This window comes from Stenotrophomonas sp. PA-6-5C, assembly GCF_021605635.1.
In the GTDB taxonomy this organism is placed as follows: domain Bacteria; phylum Pseudomonadota; class Gammaproteobacteria; order Xanthomonadales; family Xanthomonadaceae; genus Stenotrophomonas; species Stenotrophomonas lactitubi.
On the sequence record NZ_WKEE01000020.1, the window covers coordinates 23326 to 40666 of the forward strand.

Below are 17341 nucleotides of genomic sequence, written 5' to 3' on the forward strand. Positions count from 1 at the left end.
CAATAGGTTTGACCTCAACAGCAGTTGAGGTAGCAGACTGCCTCGCATTCCCCACGAGGCATGCGGTATGAACCTGCTGACCACTCCGGACTTCAGCCATGGCCTGCTGGATCTGTTCGATCCCCCTGGCCTGCACGATCCCAGTGCCAACGGATACTCGCACGTGGCGGTGGTGCGACTGCCAGCGCGGGTGATCCATATCGCTGGGCAGGGCGGCGAAGATGACCAGGGAAACCTGTCGCCCGGTTTCGAGGAGCAGGTGTCGCAGGCACTGGACAATCTGCAGACCGCGCTGCGCTCGGCCCACGCGGATCTGACCGATGTTGCGCGACTGCGGATCCTGGTGGTCGACCACGATGAGGATCGCCTGGGCATCATCGCCCGCCAGGTGCGGCGACGCTGGGCCAATCGCCCGGCACCTACCTGCACGCTGATTCCGGTGCCGCGGCTGGCGTTGGACGGAATGCTGTTCGAGATCGAGGCCCAGGCCTACAGCGCTTAGCGCAGGTAGTACTCCACCGGCACCACCAGTTCCTGCGGAGCCGGCAGCTCTTCTGGAATCCGCGGCAGGGGCTGCGCGCGTCGGAATGTCTGCAGCGCACTTTCATCCAGCATCGGCTGTCCGCTGGGCTGCTCCAGGCGCAATGCCAGCAGGTGGCCGTCGCGGCTGATGCTGGCCCTGACCCATGCGGTGCCCTGCTGGCGCCGCGACCTCGCTACGGCGGGGTAGTAGCGGTAACGCTCCAGCCGCGCCATCAGGCGGGCTTCCCACTGGTCGCTGGCGGCGCCGGCCTGGAAGTCCGCCGGTGGTGCGTCCGGGGCGGGCGGTGCGGCCGTGATCGATGCCGGTGCGGAACGGGCATCGGTCGCGGCCGCAGGCGGGGCCACAGGCAAGGGCTGGTGGCCGTCGCCATTCTTCTCGCTGGCGGCGAGGTTGCCTTCGGGTGCCGCCGTGGCGCGTGGCGGCGGGGGTGCTTTGCGTGCTTCGGCCGCCCGCGATTGCTGCGCCTGGCTGGGGCGCTCGGCCTGCAGTTCTTCCACCGGCTGCGGTGGTGTGGCCGGTGCCAGCAGGCGCAGGCTGATGCGCACGTCCTTTTCGGGAGGCGGCAGCAGCGGCGGGGTGGACACCCAATGGACGAACAGCAGCAACGGCAGCAGGTGCAGCCCGACGCTGATCGTCACCGCTTGCCAGTGCTGCCGACGCTCACTCATCGCCGACCACCCACATCAGGTTGGCGTCGTCACCCGCCACGTCTTCGTCGGCCGATGCCAGCGCGATCACCAGCGCTGGCACAGAGGCTGGCAGATAACCGGGTACGCCGGTGCCACGCAGCACATGCCAACGGCCGGCGACGAGCAGGGCGGGGGCCGGCGACTGCATCAGCACCTGCGCCATCCGTGTGTCGCGTGCGTGCTGAACGGCAAGCATGCCATCGAGCATGGGCGCGGCGTCGGCGTGCTGGGCCAGCACCACCGCTGACAACCGCTGCCGCGCGCCGTCGGCCGGGAACACCACCTCGGGCGATGACGCCAGCAGCGTGTCGACTTCAGCGCGCGACAGGTTGCTGCCCTGCAGGCGGATGCCGCTGTCGGTGGCGATCTGTACCAGTCCGCCATAGCGTGTCCATGGCCAGCGGGGATCCCAGTCCAGCAGTTCGGCCAACCGTTGCGATTCTGCCCGGTTGCCCTTGTCCAGCCAGCGCTGCACACGCTGCAGTCGGGGCTGGCGTTCGCTGGCGATCATCTCCAGCATCAGCGCGCCCTGCGGACGCCGCTGCTGCAATGCCTGCAGCAGCCAACGTTCGGCGTCATGGTCGGCATCGATATCGTGACGCTCGCCGAGCAGCACGCGCTCGGCGGCGGCAACCCGCTGCACGAACGCGGCCTGGTCCAGTGCCTTGCCACTGGCCAGGTCGATCACCTTGCCGGGCATCGGCTGCGCGCTGGCTGCCGCCGCCAGCGCGATCAGCCCCAGCGCCAGCCAGCGCCGGCTAGAACGCCACATTGACGCCCACCGAGACGGTACGGCCACGGCCGTTGCCGCGGTCCAGGATAGGGCTGAAGATGCTGTCGATGGAGGCGTTGTTGTCATAGGCTTTGTTCTGCAGGTTTTCGATGTTCAGCCACAGCGTGGTGTTGGCCTGCGGCTTGAAGCTGGCGTAGAAATCCAGCAGCACGCCGGTGCCGCCGGTCTTGCGGGTCTGGAAGAAGTCGTAACCCTCTTCGGTGGGGCCGGAGTACTCGGCGCGCACACCGGCCTGCAGGCGCTGCTGCCACCAGCGGCCGCCGACATCCAGCGTCCAGTAGCGGTCGGGCAGGGCAGTGATGTCTTCCAGGTTGACGAATTCGATGGCCGGTGCGCTGGTGCGCGAGCGGGTCCAGCTGAGGGTGGCGTGGTAGTGCTCGCTGGCGTAGTGCGCTTCCAGTTCGAGGCCGCGCATGCGCACCACGCCAGGATGGTTCATCCAGCGCGTGGTGGTGCTGAAGTCGTCCACATCCAGGCTGTCGGTCCATGCGTTGAGCTGTGGGTCGCTGTCGATCGGCACCACGAACGGTTCGACTTCCGGCGGATGCACGATCAGCAGGTACTGTGGCTTGATGTAGTCGCGGATGCGGTTGTCGAAGCGGGTCAGGCGCAGCTGCGCCAGGTCGCCGTCGACCAGCAGCGAGCTGGTGCTGAGGTTGGCGCCGAACTGCAGGTTGCGCGAATGCTCGCGGCGCAGGAAGGGGTTGGCGCCGACGCCGTCGGCATCGCTCATGCCTTCCAGCGGGATCTTCTCGAAGAACATTTCCTGCACGCGCGGCGGCCGTGAGGTGCGCGAGGCTTCGGCAAACAGCTGCAGCCAGTCGGTGGCCTGCACCGACAGCGAGAGGCTGGGGCTGAGCGCATGCTGGGTGCGATCGACGTCGATGCCGCCACCTCCGATCTCCAGGCATTGCCCAGGCACATCCGAGCAGGTGGGGACGTGGCCACGGATGCCGTAGCGGTCCTGGCGCAGGCCCGCCGACAGCGCGTAGATGTCGTACTGCAGCTCCAGGGTGGTGAACACGCTGTCGAGTTGGCTGCGCCCTTGTGGGTTGGCGCCACGCAGGGTGGGGGTATCGGCAACGAAGATGTCCGACTGGTGCTTGATGCCGGTGTTCCAGCGTGCCTGTACGGCGCCGATGTCGAAGCGGCTGGTGTTGTCCACGTTCCAGCTGCTCAGGCTGCTGTGGGTACGCCGGCCGATGTAGCTGGAATCTTCCACCGGCGGATAGAACAGCCGGGTCTTGTTGGCGGCGAAACTGGCGCGCAGGTCGATCCACGGCGAGTAGGGCGTGTAGTGGTAGCTGGCGCGCTGGTTGCGAGCGGAAATCTGCCACGGATAGTTGTGGTAGAAGTCGTTCTCATAGCGCATGTGGTTCAGGTCCAGGCGGTGCTGGTCGCTGGGCTGCAGGCGCGCCTTCAGCAGCCAGCTGCTGGGGTGCTGGCTGCCGGGGTCGGCGCTGTTTTTCTGGCCACGGGACGTTGCGTATTCACTGCTGCGGCTGCTGCTGGCTGCTGCCAACAGGCCGAACTGGCGATCGCCGCCGTCTTCGCTGTGGCGCCAGGCGCCGGCGAAGGTACGTCCGCTGCCATAGCCGTTGTTGCCATGCCGGTAGCCAGCACGCAGGCCCCACTCGCGGCCATCGGAGACCAGGTCTTCGATGTCCAGGGTGCGGAAGTTGGTACTGCCGGCCAGCGTGCCGGCACCATCGCCACCGCTGACCGCGCCGCGCTGAACGTCGACGCCTGCCAGCAGGAACGGGTCCACGTAGGCGAACGGGCCGCCCGAGCCATGGCCGGCGTTGTTGCGGAAGGTCTGGGTGACGCCGTCGATCATGGTGTTGACCCGGCCTGCGCCGGCCATGCCGCGGATGTTGATCTGCAGGCCGGGCTGGCTGCGCGAGTGAAAACTGTGCGTGCCAGGCATCGAGCGCAGCAGGCTGTTGCCGTCCTGGCGCTCGGCCATGGCGACCCGTTCGCTGCCGATCTTCGGCGCGAAGCCATCCTGTGTGGCCGCAATGTATTGGCTCGCCCCGGTACCCGGATCAATGGCATGGGCGGTGCGCCCCTGCACGCGCAGCGGGCCAGTCTGGCGGCTGCCATCGTCGGTGCCGGCTGGCGCCGGTTCGAGGGTGGCACGGCGTGCATCGATGAAGCGCGCGCGCAGGCCGCTGCCAGCCAGCAGCCGTGCCAATGCCTGGGTGTCGTCGAAGTCACCCTGCAGGGCGGGTGCGCTCTGGTTGGCTGGCAGGGCACGGCCGATCACCAGATCGACGCCGCTGACGCGGCTGTAGGCGTCCAGCGCGGTGACCAGCGGCTGGGCGGGAATATCATAGCGGCGGGTTGCGCTGGTCTGTGCCTGCGCGTTCGCAGCAAGCACGGGGGCGATACCGGCGCAGGCAAGAGACAGCGCAAGAACAAGGGGGCGGTGGGACAGCATCGTGGGCTCCAGGGAGTGACGCAGTGCGTCGTCACCCTGGGAAGACGCAGCGGTGGCCCGGATGTCAGGGTCGATGCGTTCAGCGTGCATCGGACGATGCCTTCGCCGGCAGCCACACCTGCAGGTTGGGCCCGATACGGACAACGCGCACGTGCAGCTCGGTGGCCAGCTGGTCGCGGCTGCGCGCGGCCGTATCCGCGTCGGCCAGCACCGTGACCGGCTGCTGCCGCAGTGCGTCGCCGGCGATCCAGGTATGGCCCCCGTGCCAGCGATCCAGATCCCGGACGACGTCAACCAGTGGCGCGGAGACCCAGGCCAGCCGGCGTTCGCGCCATGCCAGCTGTGCCGGGGCTGCTGCAAGCGCGGGCGAGGGTGCCGTGCCATCGAAGCGCAGCTGCTGGCCGGCGGCCGCTTCGCTGCTGCCCGTGTCACTGTCCACGCGGACCTGGTGTTCGGTGACGGTCACTACGCTGGCATCGCCACTGACCGCGATGTCGAAGGCAGTACCCAACGCCGTGACCGTGCCGTGTGGCGTATGCACCTGGAACGGACGGTCGCGATCAGGTGCGACCTGGAACCAGGCCTGGCCTTGCCGCAGCTGCAGCGCACGCCGGTGGGCATCGATGCGCACGTCCACTTCGCTGTCCGGCGACAGCTGCAGACGCGAACCGTCGTGCAGGCGCACGTCCTCGATCTCGCCTGATGCCGTGCGCAGTGTCTGTTCCGGCGGGAGGGCGTTGTGCCGGGTGTAGAGGCCGAGCGCGCACAGCAGCAGCACGGCGATGCCGGCTTCGCGCAGTCGCCGGCGCTGGCGACGCTGCTGTTGCCGTTGCAGGCTCGGCAGTGCTGCACCGGCCTGCCACAGCTGCAACAGGTGCTGGTATTGCGCCGCGTGGCGTGGATCGGCCTCGTACCACTGGGTGAAGGCAGCTTCGTCGCGCTGTTCGTCGTGCGCATGCAGCCACCAGCGCGCTGCTTCGCGGGCAATCGGATCCTGGCTCATGCGGCGGGCACCTGCTGCAGGGCCACCAGCGCGCGCAGCAGATGGCCATGCGCGGTCTGTCGACTGATGCCGAGCTGGCGGCCGATGTCGGCCAGGCTGCACTGCTCGACGCGCGCCAGCAGAAACACCTCGCGCGAGCGCGGCGGCAGGGCGGCGATGATCGCATCGAGGTGACGCAGTTGTTCGGCATCGAGCAGGCATTGCTCGGGCAACGGGGCGGGATCGGCGATGGCCTGCAGCTGCGCGTCATCCAAGGCCTCTTCGCGACGGCGCTGGATCAGGCGATAGTGGTCGGCGATCAGGTTGTGGGCAACGCGATACAGGTAGGCGCGGCCATTGCTGAGCAGGCCGCTGGCGGCGACTTTGACGACACGCAGCCAGGTTTCCTGGACGACATCATCGGCGTCACTGCGTTGTGGGAGTTTGCGACGGACGTGGGCGTGCAGCGGCCGATAGTGGGCGGCGCACAGCTGCGCGACATCCGTCGATTCGACAGGCGTGGGCACGGGGCGGGCGAAGGCTGGGGAAGGGAACAGCCCGCGGCGGCAAGGGCAGCGGCATTACCTTACAGTAAAGGAGAATCATTTGCATCTACGGGGGGGTGCCCGTCTTGCGGTAGTGCCGAGCGGACGTGCGCTGGCGGGTGCGGAGAGCGCTACGGCGAGCGCGCGGCGTGTGCCATCTGCAGCAGCAGGCGGTGGGCCGGGAACAGGCGCAGGCGGGAGTAGCGGGCGCGGTAGTAGGCATCCCAGTAGCTGGCGGCGCGTTGTCGGCAGAGGTCGACGAAGGCGCGGTTCTCGCCAATGAGCGCGGCATAGCGCTGCAGGCCGGTCTGTTGCGCCTGGAATGCCACGGCCGATGCGATCTCGTCCACGTACTCACCCAGCAAGGTCAGCTGGAAGGCATGCACCCAGGGCATCGGCGAGGGACCCAGCGTCTCGATCGCACGTTGCCGTACATGTCCGTCGCAGTGACGCGAGAGCAGGCAGAGGCAGAGGGCGCGCGTATCGTCCTGCAGTTGGGATGCGAGCCGGAACAGGTCCGTGGCGTCGGCGTAGATACGATAGGGGAACCGCAGCAGCTCTCCTTCGATGATGAGGCGGCGTTCACCATTGCCCGACAGGTTGTCGATCCGGCCCAGCCGTTGCTGGAGGTCGGTGCAGGTTGCCTGCAACGCGCGGGGAACGTCGATCAACGCGACGGTTCCGCCAGCGTGGTGCCGCGATAGTCGCAGTGGATCTGCAGGCTCTCCGTGGCGTTGGGGTGCAGATCGAAGCCGCATCGCTGCAGTGCATCCCTGGCCGCTGCAACGGCGTCGGCATGGCGGCTGACGCGCTGCTGCTGCCAGCGCAGTGGAGTGAACACGCCCAGTGGTAGTAAACGCACGCGCCGGCCATGCACGACCAGCGAGACATCCACATGGCTCCCGTCCAGGTCGTGGCCATTGGCGCCGAAGATGGCGTCGATCTCATCATGGCGATGCCGATAGCAGCAGCGGAACACGGCGATGCCCAGCCGCCGGACCACGCGCCGGAAGCCGCCCAGCTGTCCCTGGCGGCATTCGAAGCCGCGGGTGACCAGCAGGCGCAGGGTGGACGGCAGCCGTGCCTGCGCATCGAGCAGGCGCTGCAGGACCTCGGCCTCGACGATGACCTGTGACGCGGGCCAGCGTGGGGCAATGCGCAGGCCGTCGATGGTGCCGCGTGACAGTTTCAACATGCGTGAAGCTTCGCATGGGAGTGGGTAGCCGGGTAGTGCCGGCCGCTGGCCGGCACCCGGCGCGATGGTCAGAGATCGCGGTACTGGATCTGCGCGGCCAGCACGCGCAGGCCATCGGCGGTGCTGGAGAGGATACGCTCCTCGCCGATGCCCTTCTGCCGTTGCAGGGTGAAGCCTTCGGCAGCGGGCAGGCGTGCGGCGATGGCATCGATGCGTTGCAGCGCGTTGGGACCGTCGCAGTCGACATGGCCCCAATGGATGCCGTTGTGCTGGATGGTCAGGCGGTAATGCATGGGCGGGTCTCCGGCAGGTCGTGCAGCCACTGATGGAACATCGCGGTCGCCGCGGCGGCCAGAGGCCCGCCGTAGCGGCGGGCCTGCGTGCGCAGGTCGACGGGATCGATGCCGGCCTCGGCCAGTTCCAGCGCATGGCCGATCAGCCAACGCTCGAACTGGCGCGCATCCAGTTCGGGATGGCATTGCAACGCGAGTGCATGGTGGCCGATGGCGAAGGCCTGGTGACGACAGGCGGGCGTGCTGGCGAGGCGCCGCGCGCCCACCGGCAGTTCGAAGGCTTCGCCATGCCAGTGCAGCACCGGGATGCCCTGCAATGCCTGCAATGGCGAGCGCTGGCCCTCATCGGTGAGCAGCAGCGGTGCGAAACCAATTTCCTTGCCGCCGGTGGGGGCGACGTCGGCGTGCAGTGCGCGCGCCATCAACTGGGCGCCGAGACAGATGCCGAGCGTCGGCCGCTGCTGCTGCAGCCGACGCTGCAGCAACGCGATGCTGTCGGCGAGGAACGGATAGGCCGCTCCATCGTTGACGCTGATCGGACCACCCAGCACCACCAGCAGATCGGCATCTTCGGCGGCGTCGAGTGCATCCACGCCTGCCTGCAGGACCTTTACCTGCCACCCTTGTGCGAGCAGCAGTGGGTGCAGGGTGCCGAGATCTTCAAAGGCCACGTGCTGCAGGGCAACGGCGCGCTTCATGCCGGTGCTCCCGGGGTGGGCCAGTAGAAGCTGTCGGGCGTGGAGCGTGCACCGAAGATCGCCTGGCCGACACGGACGACAGTGGCGCCTTCCTCGATGGCGATTTCAAAATCACCGGACATGCCCATCGACAGCTGCGACAGGTCGAGGCCAGCCGGTGCTGTCTGCTGCAGCTGATCGCGCAGCTCTCGCAGGCGCACGAAGCAGGCGCGTACGCGTTCCACCTCGGGGGTGAAGATGGCGAGGGTCATCAGGCCACGCACGCGCAGGCGGTCGAAGGCAGGCAGCTGCTGCACGAAGTCGGCCACCGCAGTGGGTTCCAGGCCATATTTGCTGGGCTCGGCCGAGGTGTTGACCTGTACGAACACCTCCAGTGTGCGGTCCTCCAGCAGCAGCCGCTGCTGCAGCGCCTCGGCCACGCGCAGGCTGTCCAGCGCCTGGAACTCGCTGGCGAAGCGTGCGACGTACCGGGCCTTGTTGGTCTGCAGGTGGCCGATGACCGACCAGTGCACGCCAAGGTCGGCCATGGCCTCGGCTTTGCGCTGCGCCTCCTGCACCTTGTTTTCGCCCAGTTCGTGGCAACCGGCGGCTACGGCCATGCGGATGCGTGCTTCATCGACGGTCTTGCTGACCGGCAGCAGGCGCACGCTGGCCGGATCACGACCGGCGCGGGCACAGGCGCTGGCGATGCGCTGGCGCACGGTGGCCAGGTTGGCGGCGATCTGTTCGACGGACTGGGCGACGGGCCAGTCGGCGGGGGCGAGGGACATGGGGCACCTCCGGTGCGGGGTGGCCAGGGTGGGATACACTGGCACAGGACAATAGATAGTTTGGCATAGGACAAAATGAAAATCACCGGGAGCAGCGCCGAAGCGATCTTCGACAGCATCCGCGAGGGCATCGGTAGCGGCCATCTGGCAGCGGGCAGCGTGCTGCCGCCGGTGCGGGATCTGGCCGATCAGCTGGGGGTCAACCGCAATACCGTGGCCGCCGCCTACAAGCGACTGGACGCGGCGGGCCTGGCCAGTACGGCGGGGCGTCGCGGCACAGTGGTGCGCGGCCTGCCGGCGACGATGGCACGCGAGGGCAGTGCGCCGGGGCTGGCCCTGCATGATCTGGCCGGCGGCAATCCGGATCCGCGCTGCCTGCCCAGCCTGCGCGTAGCTGCGACGGCCTCGCGTCTGTATGGGGTGGAGACGGTCGATCCACGCATGCAGCGCCTGGCACGGGCCTCGCTGGATGCCGATTGCCCGCAGGGCTATGCGCTGGAACTGACCCATGGCGCGGTCGATGGCATCGAGCGTCTGTTGTCGGCATGGTTGCTGCCGGGGGACCGCATCGCAGTGGAGGATCCCTGTTTCCTGGGCAGCCTCAACGTACTCGGTGCCGCCGGACACGTGCCGTTGCCGGTGGCGGTGGATGCGCACGGCATGCAGGTGGAATCACTGCGGCAGGCGCTGGATGCAGGCGCACGTGCGGTGCTGCTGACCCCACGCGCGCACAACCCGACCGGTGCCAGCCTGGATGCGAAGCGTGCGCGCGCGCTTCGCCAGTTGCTGGCCGGCTATCCGCAGGTGGCGGTGCTGATCGACGATCACTACGCGCTGCTCTCGCAGCAGGTCTATCACTCGGTGCTGCCGATGGACGATCGGCGTTGGGCGCTGCTGCGTTCGTTGTCCAAGGCGTTGGGCCCGGACCTGCGCGTGGCCTGGCTGGCCTGCGATGGGCAGACCGCGGCGCGCCTGCGGCTGCGCTTGGCGGCGGGCACCGGCTGGGTCAGCCACCTGTTGCAGGATGCGGTCAGTGCGGTGCTGGAGTCGGCGCAGCAACGGGCGAAGGTCGCTGCGGCCGGTGAACGCTACCAGCAGCGGCTGCAGGGTCTGCAGGCGCTGTTGCAGGCGCGTGGGCTGCCGACACCCATGCCGATGGAAGGTTTGAATCTGTGGCTGCCACTGCCGGCCGACAGCACGCCACAGGTGCTGGCGCTGGCCGCGCGTGGCTGGCATGTGCGCGGGGGCGAAGTCTTTGCCGTGGCTGCACCGGCGCATGGGCTGCGCATCACCTGTGCGGCACTCGGCCCGCCGCAGCAGCGTCGGTTGGCCGATGACCTGGCGGCGGTGATGCGCTGAGCGTGCTCAGGGCGCGGCGCTGGCGCCGGGGCGCACGTAGTAGGACTGGCCGCTGTCGTCGAGGAACACCAGTTCCGGCTTGCCCTGCCAGGAACTCAGCATGGCGCCGGTGTTGTTCTGGTGCTTGACCATAAGGCTGGCGCCGCGGTCCGGGTTGGCGACCACTTTGAAGACTTCGGTGGTGCCGGTGGCATCGTCCAGGGTCAGCAGGGCTTCGCCACCCCGGTCGCTGGTGCCATAGCCGCCGCGCTCGGAGCCATCGGGACCCAGCAGGATCAGGCCGGACAGGGCGGTGGCACGCGGCCCCTGCGGGCGGCCCTGGCTGAGGGGATCGGGGACCGGTGCGCCGAGGATCACCCGTGGCTGGCCGCTGGCATCGTGGATGATCAGGCCGCGTGCTTCGATCACGCGTTGCGGTGACTGGCTGCGATGCAGGTTCCAGGCGGTCCAGCCGGAAACGAGCAGCGCGAGTATGGCGACCACCAGGGTGGTCAGGGTCAGGGCACGAGCCATTGTGTATTCCTTCCTTGGACATGGCCGACGATAGCGGAATCCGGTTGGCCGTGACCAGTGCGTTGTGTGACGGTGTGTATCGTCAATGGAAGTCGCGGCTGTGGCTGCGCAGTCCCTGCAGCAGTTGGTCCAGGCAATGCATGCGCTGCACGATCACATGCTGCACGCCATCCACGCGTTCCAGTCGGCCGTCGATCTGCATCAGCTGCGTGTCTACCAGGATGTGGTGCTGGCGGTCGGCCAGATGTCGCCAGACCACGGCGTTGACCATGCCGGTTTCATCTTCCAGGGTAAGGAAGGTGACGCCGCTGGCGGTCTGCGGGCGCTGGCGCATGCGTACCAGGCCGGCGATGCGTACGCGCCGGCCATGGCCATGGTTGGCCAGCTGCGCGGCATCCAGGCAGCCGCGGGTTCGCAGCTGCGCGCGCAGGAACGACATCGGATGGCGGCCGAGGGTGGTGCCGGTGCTGCGGTAATCGGCCTGCATGTCTTCCCAGGCGCTGGGCAGGGGCAAGGCCACGCGTGCTTCGGCGGTGGCGCGTGCCTGGTCGAACAACGGCAGGCGGTTCTCCACGCCGGAGATATCCCAGTGTGCACGGTGGCGATGGCCGCTGAGGCCGCGCAGGGCGCCGGCATCGGCAAGCAGGCCCTGCTGGCGGCGATCCAGCGCGGTGCGCTGGCAGAGGTCGCCGACATCGTCGAATGGGCGACGCGCGCGTTCGCGCATGATGGCCTGTGCGGCCGGTTCGCTGCAGCCATCGACCAGACGCAGGCCGAGGCGGATTGCCGCCGCGCCTTTGCTGAAGTCCAGCGTGCAGTCCCAGTCGCTGTGGCGCACGTCCACCGGCAGTACGGTGATGCCATGCCGGCGCGCATCCTGCAGCAGCTGGTCGGGGCTGTAGAAGCCCAGCGGCTGGCTGTTGATCAGGCTGGCGGCGAACGCAGCCGGGTGATGGCACTTCAGCCAGCAACTGGCATAGGTGAGCAGGGCGAAGCTGGCGGCGTGGCTTTCGGGAAATCCGTAATCGCCGAAGCCCTTGATCTGCTCGAACAGGTGCTCGCCGTATTCCAGGCTGAAACCATTTTTCAGCATGCCGGTCAGCAGCTTTTCGCGATGAGGCTCCAGGCCGCCACGACGCTTCCAGGCGGCCATCGAACGGCGCAGGGCATCGGCTTCGCCCGCGGTGTAGCCAGCTGCATCCACCGCCAGCTGCATGACCTGTTCCTGGAACAAGGGCACGCCCAGTGTGCGCGCGAATACGCGGTCGAGCAGGGGGGGATACAGCGGGTTGTCCGGGTCGTTCAACGCATCCGGGCCTTGTTCACGCAGGATCCGTCGGCGCTCCAGGTAGGGGTGCACCATGTCGCCCTGGATCGGGCCGGGGCGCACGATCGCGACTTCGATCACCAGATCGTAGAACTCGCGCGGCTGCATGCGTGGCAGCATCGCCATCTGCGCGCGCGACTCGATCTGGAACACGCCGATGGTGTCGGCGGCGCAGATCATGTCGTAGGTCGGTTTGTCTTCATCGGGGATCGCATCCATGCGCCCACTATGCAGCCCGTGCTGGTGCAGCATGGCCAGGCATTTGCGGATGGCGGTGAGCATGCCCAGCGCCAGGCAGTCGACCTTCATCAGGCCGGTGGCATCCAGGTCATCCTTGTCCCACTGGATGACGGTGCGGTCGGCCATCGCCGCGTTCTCCACCGGCACCAGCGTCGACAGCGGGTGTTCGGAAATCACGAAGCCACCCGGATGCTGCGACAGGTGACGCGGAAAATCGATCAGCTCGGCGGTCAATGCCAGCAACCGGCGCATCAACGGTGTTTCCGGATCGAAACCGCGCTCGCGCAGGGTTTCCGGCAGTGGGATATTGCCGCCCCAATGGTCCATCGCCGCGCCCAGTTCGTTGACCTGGTCCATCGGCAGGCCCAGCGCACGGGCGACATCGCGGATCGCGCTGCGGCCACGGTAGCTGATCGCCACCGCAGTCAACGCGGCACGCTCGCGGCCATAGCGGTTGAACACGTACTGCAGCACTTCCTCGCGGCGCTCGTGCTCGAAGTCGATGTCGATGTCCGGTGGTTCATCACGCTCTGCGGAAATGAAGCGCTCGAACAGCAGGTTGCTGCGCGCCGGGTCGATCTCGGTCACGCCCAGTACGAAACACACCGCCGAATTGGCCGCCGAACCGCGCCCCTGGCACAGAATGTCCTTGCTGCGCGCGAAGCGCACGATGTCCTGCACGGTGAGGAAATAGGAGGCGTACTGCTTCTGCTTGATCAGCGCCAGTTCGTGCTCGATCTGCTTGCGCTGGGCTGGCTCGATACCCTTCTTCCAACGCCATGGAATGCCGCGCTCGACCAGCACGCGCAGCCAGCTGTCGGGGTCGTGGCCTTCGGGCACCAGTTCGCGTGGGTAGGTGTATTTCAGCTGGTCCAGGGTGAAGTGGCAGCGTTCGGCGATGCGCAGGGTCTCGGCCAGCAGCGCGGGGGGATACAACTGGGCCAGGGAGGTGCGCGGGCGCAGGTGACGCTCGCCGTTGGGGAACAGGCGCCAGCCGGCTTCGGCCACGCTGCAGCGGTGGCGGATCGCGGTCAGCGTGTCCTGCAGGGCGCGGCGCCGGCGCACGTGCATGTGCACGTCACCGCTGGCGACCAGTGGCAACTGGTGGCGTTCGCCGAAAGCCTGCAACTGCTGTAGCCGGCGCGTGTCGTCGTGTTCGTGGTGCAGCTCCACCGCCAGCCACAGGCGGTCGTTGAAAGCAGCGCGCAGCAGTTGCAGATGGCCTGCATCGGGTTGCCGGTCCAGCCACAGGCACAGCAGGCCGTCGGCCAGAGCATGCAGATCCTCGCGCAGGCAGCGGTATTCGCCCTTGGCTGCCCGCCGGCGGCAGGTGGTGATCAGCTGGCACAGCCCGGCATAGGCCGCCTGGTCGGTGCACAGCAGGGCCAGCTTCGGCCCGTCTTCAACCTGGAATTCGGCGCCGACGATCAGTGCCACGCCGTGTGTCTTCGCCGCCTGCCAGGCACGCACGATGCCGGCCAATGAGCATTCGTCGGTGATCGCTAACGCGCGATAGCCCTGGCCGGCGGCGCGTGCGAACAGCTCCTCGGCGGTGGACGCGCCACGCTGGAAACTGAAGGCCGACAGGCAATGCAGCTCGGCGTACCCGGGCAGGTCGGTGTGCATGGGGCTCAACCGAACCAGCCGTGCAGCATCCACGGTGCATGCGGATCATTGCGCGTGCGGAAGGCCCAACCACGCTGGCCCTGCGCGGTTTCCACCACGTAATAGTCGCGGCGCGCATCGGCCTGGTCCCACCAGCCCGATTCGATCCGCTCCGGCCCGGCGACGATGCGCAGGCGCGGATCGCGCAGCGGCTGCGGCGTCTCCAGCAGCCAGCCGGGGCGCAGCGGCCACCAGGCGGGTGGCTTGGCCGGCGGTTGGGTGCCGCTGGCACGTTCAGGGCGGTGGTCGGCCTGCACCGCCAGTGGCTGCACGGCGTCATCGCCAAGGCGTGCACGCAGGCGCTCGCGCAGCTGCGTCCATGGCATCGCCTGCGCTGGACGCGTGTCGAACAGATCGCGCGCGGCCGGCACGAACGGCGGCAGCTGCTCGGCCTGCAGGCGCAATGCACGGCTGCCGGCGGGCAGGGCGAAGGCTTCCATGCGGTTGCGCGCGATCTCGAACAGCAGCGCCGCATCACGTTCGGGGGCCAGCAGGCCGATGGTCAGCACGCTGGCCGGCAGCAGGTCATGCTCGAAATGCAGGTCGAAACGCTGCACGCCGCCATCGCGCGAACACAGGAACGCGGCCAGGTCCAGCAGCAGGCGCCGCAGCGGGAACAGCAGGGCCTGGCTGGATTCGATCTCGTATTCGAATTCGATGCGCGCATCGAACCGGTCCGGCGGCTGGTAATAGCGCAGCGGCGCGTTGCCCAGGCCGCGCACGGCGTCCAGCTGCTGCAGCACCTCGGGGGCGAAGCGGCGGGCCAGGCTCTCGCGTGGCAGGTCGAAGGCCGCGCCCAGCGTGCGCAGGCCGGAGCGTGCCAGCACGGTCACCGCATCAACGGGCAGGCCACTACGTGCCAGTGGCAGCTGCGCCAGTGCGGCGGGCAACTGCTGCGCGTCGATGCCAAGGCCATCGTGCACATTGGCCAGCACGCGCGCGGCATGCGGGTTGGGGGCGGCGACCAGGCGATGGCGGAAGCCGAGGTCGTGCAGGCCGTTGCGCAGGCGCTGTTCGATCGTCAGCCAATCGCCGAACAGGGCACGGCTGGCACCGATCTCCAGCACCAGCGCATGCGGAAAATCGAGGCTGACCAGCGAACTGGTGGCATACAGCCAGCTGGCCAGCAACTGCCGGGTGTGCTGTTCGGCGCTGGGATCGTAGTCGTGCAGCTGCAGGTCCTGCACCAGCACCTGCGCGGCCGACAGCAGCATGCCCGGGCGCAGCCCCGCTGCCCGCGCGGCAGGGCTGACCGCACGCAGCACGCGACGCTGCGCCGGCCCCTGCAACAGCACCAGCGGCCGCTGCGGGTCCGGCTGCAGGCGCAGCACGCTGTCCAGCGCCAGCTGCGGCAACAACAGGCAGGCCCAATGCATGGCGCGGCCTCAGTGGGCGATGGCCAGCGGCAACGGCTGCGCCGGTGGCAGCCCGCCGCGGCACTTCAACACCCGCGCCTGGCCGTGGTCGAGCTGCAGGCGCAGGCTGGCCGGGGAGGGGTTGCGGGCGGCGCGGGCCTCGCGGAACACGAAACCCAGGCATTGGCCGCTGTCGGCAGCAACCTGCAGGCGACGCAGGGCGCGATCGTCGGCCTGCTGCGGCCAGCACAGCACGGCGGCGCAGGCAGCAGAGCGCAGGCACTGCTCGGTCGCCCACAGGGCCTGCTTCGGTGCGGCGTGGATGATCTGCAGCTTGGCCAGGTCGAGCCCGGCAGCGGCCCATGCCGGGGCATGCGGGCGGTAGGGCGGGGCGACCAGCACGATCGGCCGTTCGCGCTGGCTCAGTTTCGCCAGCGCCGGCCAGACCAGGGCCAGTTCGCCGACCCCGGGAGCGGCCTGCAGCACTTCACACAGCCCGCTGGCCGGCCAGCCACCGCCGGGCAGGCGCGCGTCCAGCGCCGGGTGGCCACTGGCCAGATGGTCGCTGGCCTGGCCCTGGCGTGCCGGCCCGCGCCAGACCTGGCGGCCGTCCAGCAGGCGGTCGAGGGCGACGACGGCGCCCATCAGCCGGTCCTCCGAGAGAGGCGCCGGGCTGGCAGGAAGCGGCAGGAGTGGGCGGAAACGGCGGGCATGGAGCGAGTATCGACAGGCCGGTATCAGGGGCTGAGACCGGACATGCTACTCGGCTTGTGAGTAATATTACTAATGAAATCGGAGGGTGGGGTTTCAGCTTGCTGAAGGAGGTAAGGCATCCACGCCATGCGTGGATGGGGGAAATGCGGTGCCGACCAAGGTCGGCACCCCGGACCCTGGCCCGGCGCTATCGGGTCAAGGGCGGACCGGTAGGGCCACCGGGCGCAGCGGGGCGGCGTCGCCACCGCGGATCTTCAGCGGGCCACCGATGAAGGCGAACTCGTAGACCTTGTCACGGGCCAGTTCATCCAGCGCCACCAGTTCGATGATCGGCGCGCCCTGCTGCGCCAGCAGGTAGGTGTGCAGCGGCACGTAGTCGTCGGACACTTCGGAGGGGAAGGTCTCAAAGCTGAGGTTGTCGGCGCCGACGATCATCGCGCCGCTGTCCTCGACCAGGAAACGCGCCGCATCCAGGCCCATGCCCGGCGGGTTGGCCATGTACGCCTTGGGCTGTTCGAACAGGCGCATGCGACCGGTGCGGATCAGCACGATGTCGCCCTGCTGCAACTGCACGTGCTGGCGCGCCAGCGCATCCTTCAGGTCCTGGCGGGTGACGCGGTAGCTGTCCGGCAGCATGTCCATGCCCTTGGCACCGGCCACGTCGATCAGCACGCCACGCGCAATCAGCGGCGGGAATTTCTCGATGCCGGTGACGTTCCAGCCACGGTCGCCAAGATGCTTGTCGGCCTCGAAGCCATTCCAGATCTTTCCATGGATGCCGAAGTGGTTCAGCGCATCGATGTGGGTACCGGTGTGGCTGTACATCGAGAACGCGGTGCCGGTGTAGCTGCGGGTGAGGTTCATCGTCTGGCCCACGCCCATCGGGTCGTCCATCACCGTGCCGCGCGGGGTGTGGGTCATCCAGAACTGGTAGTGCGGGTCGCCGGCATCCTGCCAGCTGGGCATGCCGACGTAATACTCGGTGGCCAGGTCATAGGCCTTGCCACCGCTGACCCGCGACAGGATCGCCGCACGCGAGGCGTCGGTGATCAGGTTGAGGCGGCCGATCTCATCCTTCGGCCCCCAGGGGCTGGTGCCGACCTGCTGGCCGGAAGGAACGCGTTCGTGTGCGGATACGGGAATGCTGACGGCGGCGCCGGCCAGCAGCAGGGCCAGGGCGGTGCCCAGGGTACGTGGGGTCATGGGAAATCTCCTTGCA

Annotated in this window: 17 protein-coding genes; 2 read left to right on the forward strand and 15 right to left on the reverse strand. The window is 68.2% G+C overall.

The features are described from left to right. The first annotated feature begins 67 nt into the window (after nt 1–67). Nucleotides 68–502: a RidA family protein gene (locus GIW57_RS10695; protein WP_236510593.1), complete on the forward strand. Its 435-nt coding sequence runs from the start codon at nt 68–70 to the stop codon at nt 500–502. Here the strand turns inward: GIW57_RS10695 and GIW57_RS10700 are convergent. From GIW57_RS10700 to GIW57_RS10745, 10 genes are all read right to left on the reverse strand, one after another. Next, on the reverse strand, nt 499–1212 hold the full coding sequence (locus GIW57_RS10700) for an energy transducer TonB (RefSeq protein WP_236510596.1): 714 nt from the start codon (nt 1210–1212) through the stop codon (nt 499–501). The genes GIW57_RS10695 and GIW57_RS10700 overlap by 4 nt on opposite strands. Beyond that, a complete protein-coding gene (locus tag GIW57_RS10705) occupies nt 1205–2005 on the reverse strand; it encodes a ChaN family lipoprotein (protein ID WP_236510599.1) in 801 nt (266 codons plus the stop codon). The genes GIW57_RS10700 and GIW57_RS10705 overlap by 8 nt, the downstream gene beginning before the upstream one ends. Beyond that, nucleotides 1992–4466 carry a TonB-dependent receptor gene (locus tag GIW57_RS10710; RefSeq protein ID WP_329605754.1) on the reverse strand — a complete coding sequence of 825 codons (2475 nt, stop codon included), beginning with the start codon at nt 4464–4466 and terminating at the stop codon, nt 1992–1994. The genes GIW57_RS10705 and GIW57_RS10710 overlap by 14 nt, the downstream gene beginning before the upstream one ends. A 79-nt stretch (nt 4467–4545) precedes the next feature. Then, a complete protein-coding gene (locus tag GIW57_RS10715; protein WP_236510605.1) occupies nt 4546–5469 on the reverse strand; it encodes a FecR domain-containing protein in 924 nt (307 codons plus the stop codon). Further along, on the reverse strand, nt 5466–5975 hold the full coding sequence (locus GIW57_RS10720; protein ID WP_100460327.1) for an RNA polymerase sigma factor: 510 nt from the start codon (nt 5973–5975) through the stop codon (nt 5466–5468). Before GIW57_RS10720 ends, GIW57_RS10715 begins: the two co-directional genes overlap by 4 nt. A gap of 149 nt (nt 5976–6124) precedes the next feature. Continuing rightward, nucleotides 6125–6664, reverse strand: a complete 540-nt coding sequence (locus tag GIW57_RS10725; protein WP_100460326.1) for a hypothetical protein — start codon at nt 6662–6664, stop codon at nt 6125–6127. After that, entirely contained in the window at nt 6661–7188 is a 528-nt protein-coding gene (locus tag GIW57_RS10730) for a hypothetical protein (protein ID WP_236510608.1), read from the reverse strand. Before GIW57_RS10730 ends, GIW57_RS10725 begins: the two co-directional genes overlap by 4 nt. 68 nt (nt 7189–7256) lie before the next feature. Beyond that, the gene (locus tag GIW57_RS10735) at nt 7257–7481 is read right to left on the reverse strand and encodes a hypothetical protein (RefSeq protein WP_032975245.1); all 225 of its coding nucleotides are present in this window, start codon (nt 7479–7481) and stop codon (nt 7257–7259) included. Continuing rightward, nucleotides 7466–8179 carry a glutamine amidotransferase gene (locus tag GIW57_RS10740; protein ID WP_236510611.1) on the reverse strand — a complete coding sequence of 238 codons (714 nt, stop codon included), beginning with the start codon at nt 8177–8179 and terminating at the stop codon, nt 7466–7468. The genes GIW57_RS10735 and GIW57_RS10740 overlap by 16 nt, the downstream gene beginning before the upstream one ends. Further along, nucleotides 8176–8949: a YggS family pyridoxal phosphate-dependent enzyme gene (locus GIW57_RS10745; RefSeq protein WP_236510614.1), complete on the reverse strand. Its 774-nt coding sequence runs from the start codon at nt 8947–8949 to the stop codon at nt 8176–8178. The genes GIW57_RS10740 and GIW57_RS10745 overlap by 4 nt, the downstream gene beginning before the upstream one ends. 75 nt (nt 8950–9024) lie before the next feature. Between GIW57_RS10745 and ptsJ the strand changes: the two genes are divergently transcribed. Beyond that, nucleotides 9025–10308 carry a transcriptional regulator PtsJ gene (gene ptsJ / locus GIW57_RS10750; RefSeq protein WP_236510617.1) on the forward strand — a complete coding sequence of 428 codons (1284 nt, stop codon included), beginning with the start codon at nt 9025–9027 and terminating at the stop codon, nt 10306–10308. Nucleotides 10309–10314: 6 nt separating this feature from the next. On the opposite strand, the gene GIW57_RS10755 is transcribed toward ptsJ, so the two are convergent. The 5 genes from GIW57_RS10755 to GIW57_RS10775 all read right to left on the reverse strand — a co-directional run bounded on the left by GIW57_RS10755 (nt 10315) and on the right by GIW57_RS10775 (nt 17325). Continuing rightward, complete coding sequence (locus GIW57_RS10755; protein ID WP_099821509.1) at nt 10315–10821, reverse strand: hypothetical protein; 507 nt, start codon at nt 10819–10821, stop codon at nt 10315–10317. Between the two features lie 82 nt (nt 10822–10903). After that, nucleotides 10904–14014: an error-prone DNA polymerase gene (locus GIW57_RS10760; protein ID WP_236510619.1), complete on the reverse strand. Its 3111-nt coding sequence runs from the start codon at nt 14012–14014 to the stop codon at nt 10904–10906. 5 nt (nt 14015–14019) lie between these two features. Continuing rightward, nucleotides 14020–15429, reverse strand: a complete 1410-nt coding sequence (locus tag GIW57_RS10765; protein WP_033831382.1) for a DNA polymerase Y family protein — start codon at nt 15427–15429, stop codon at nt 14020–14022. Between the two features lie 9 nt (nt 15430–15438). Further along, nucleotides 15439–16053: a translesion DNA synthesis-associated protein ImuA gene (imuA, locus tag GIW57_RS10770; RefSeq protein WP_236510622.1), complete on the reverse strand. Its 615-nt coding sequence runs from the start codon at nt 16051–16053 to the stop codon at nt 15439–15441. A 264-nt stretch (nt 16054–16317) separates the two neighbouring features. Then, entirely contained in the window at nt 16318–17325 is a 1008-nt protein-coding gene (locus GIW57_RS10775; RefSeq protein WP_236510625.1) for a cyclase family protein, read from the reverse strand. Nucleotides 17326–17341: the final 16 nt, after the last annotated feature.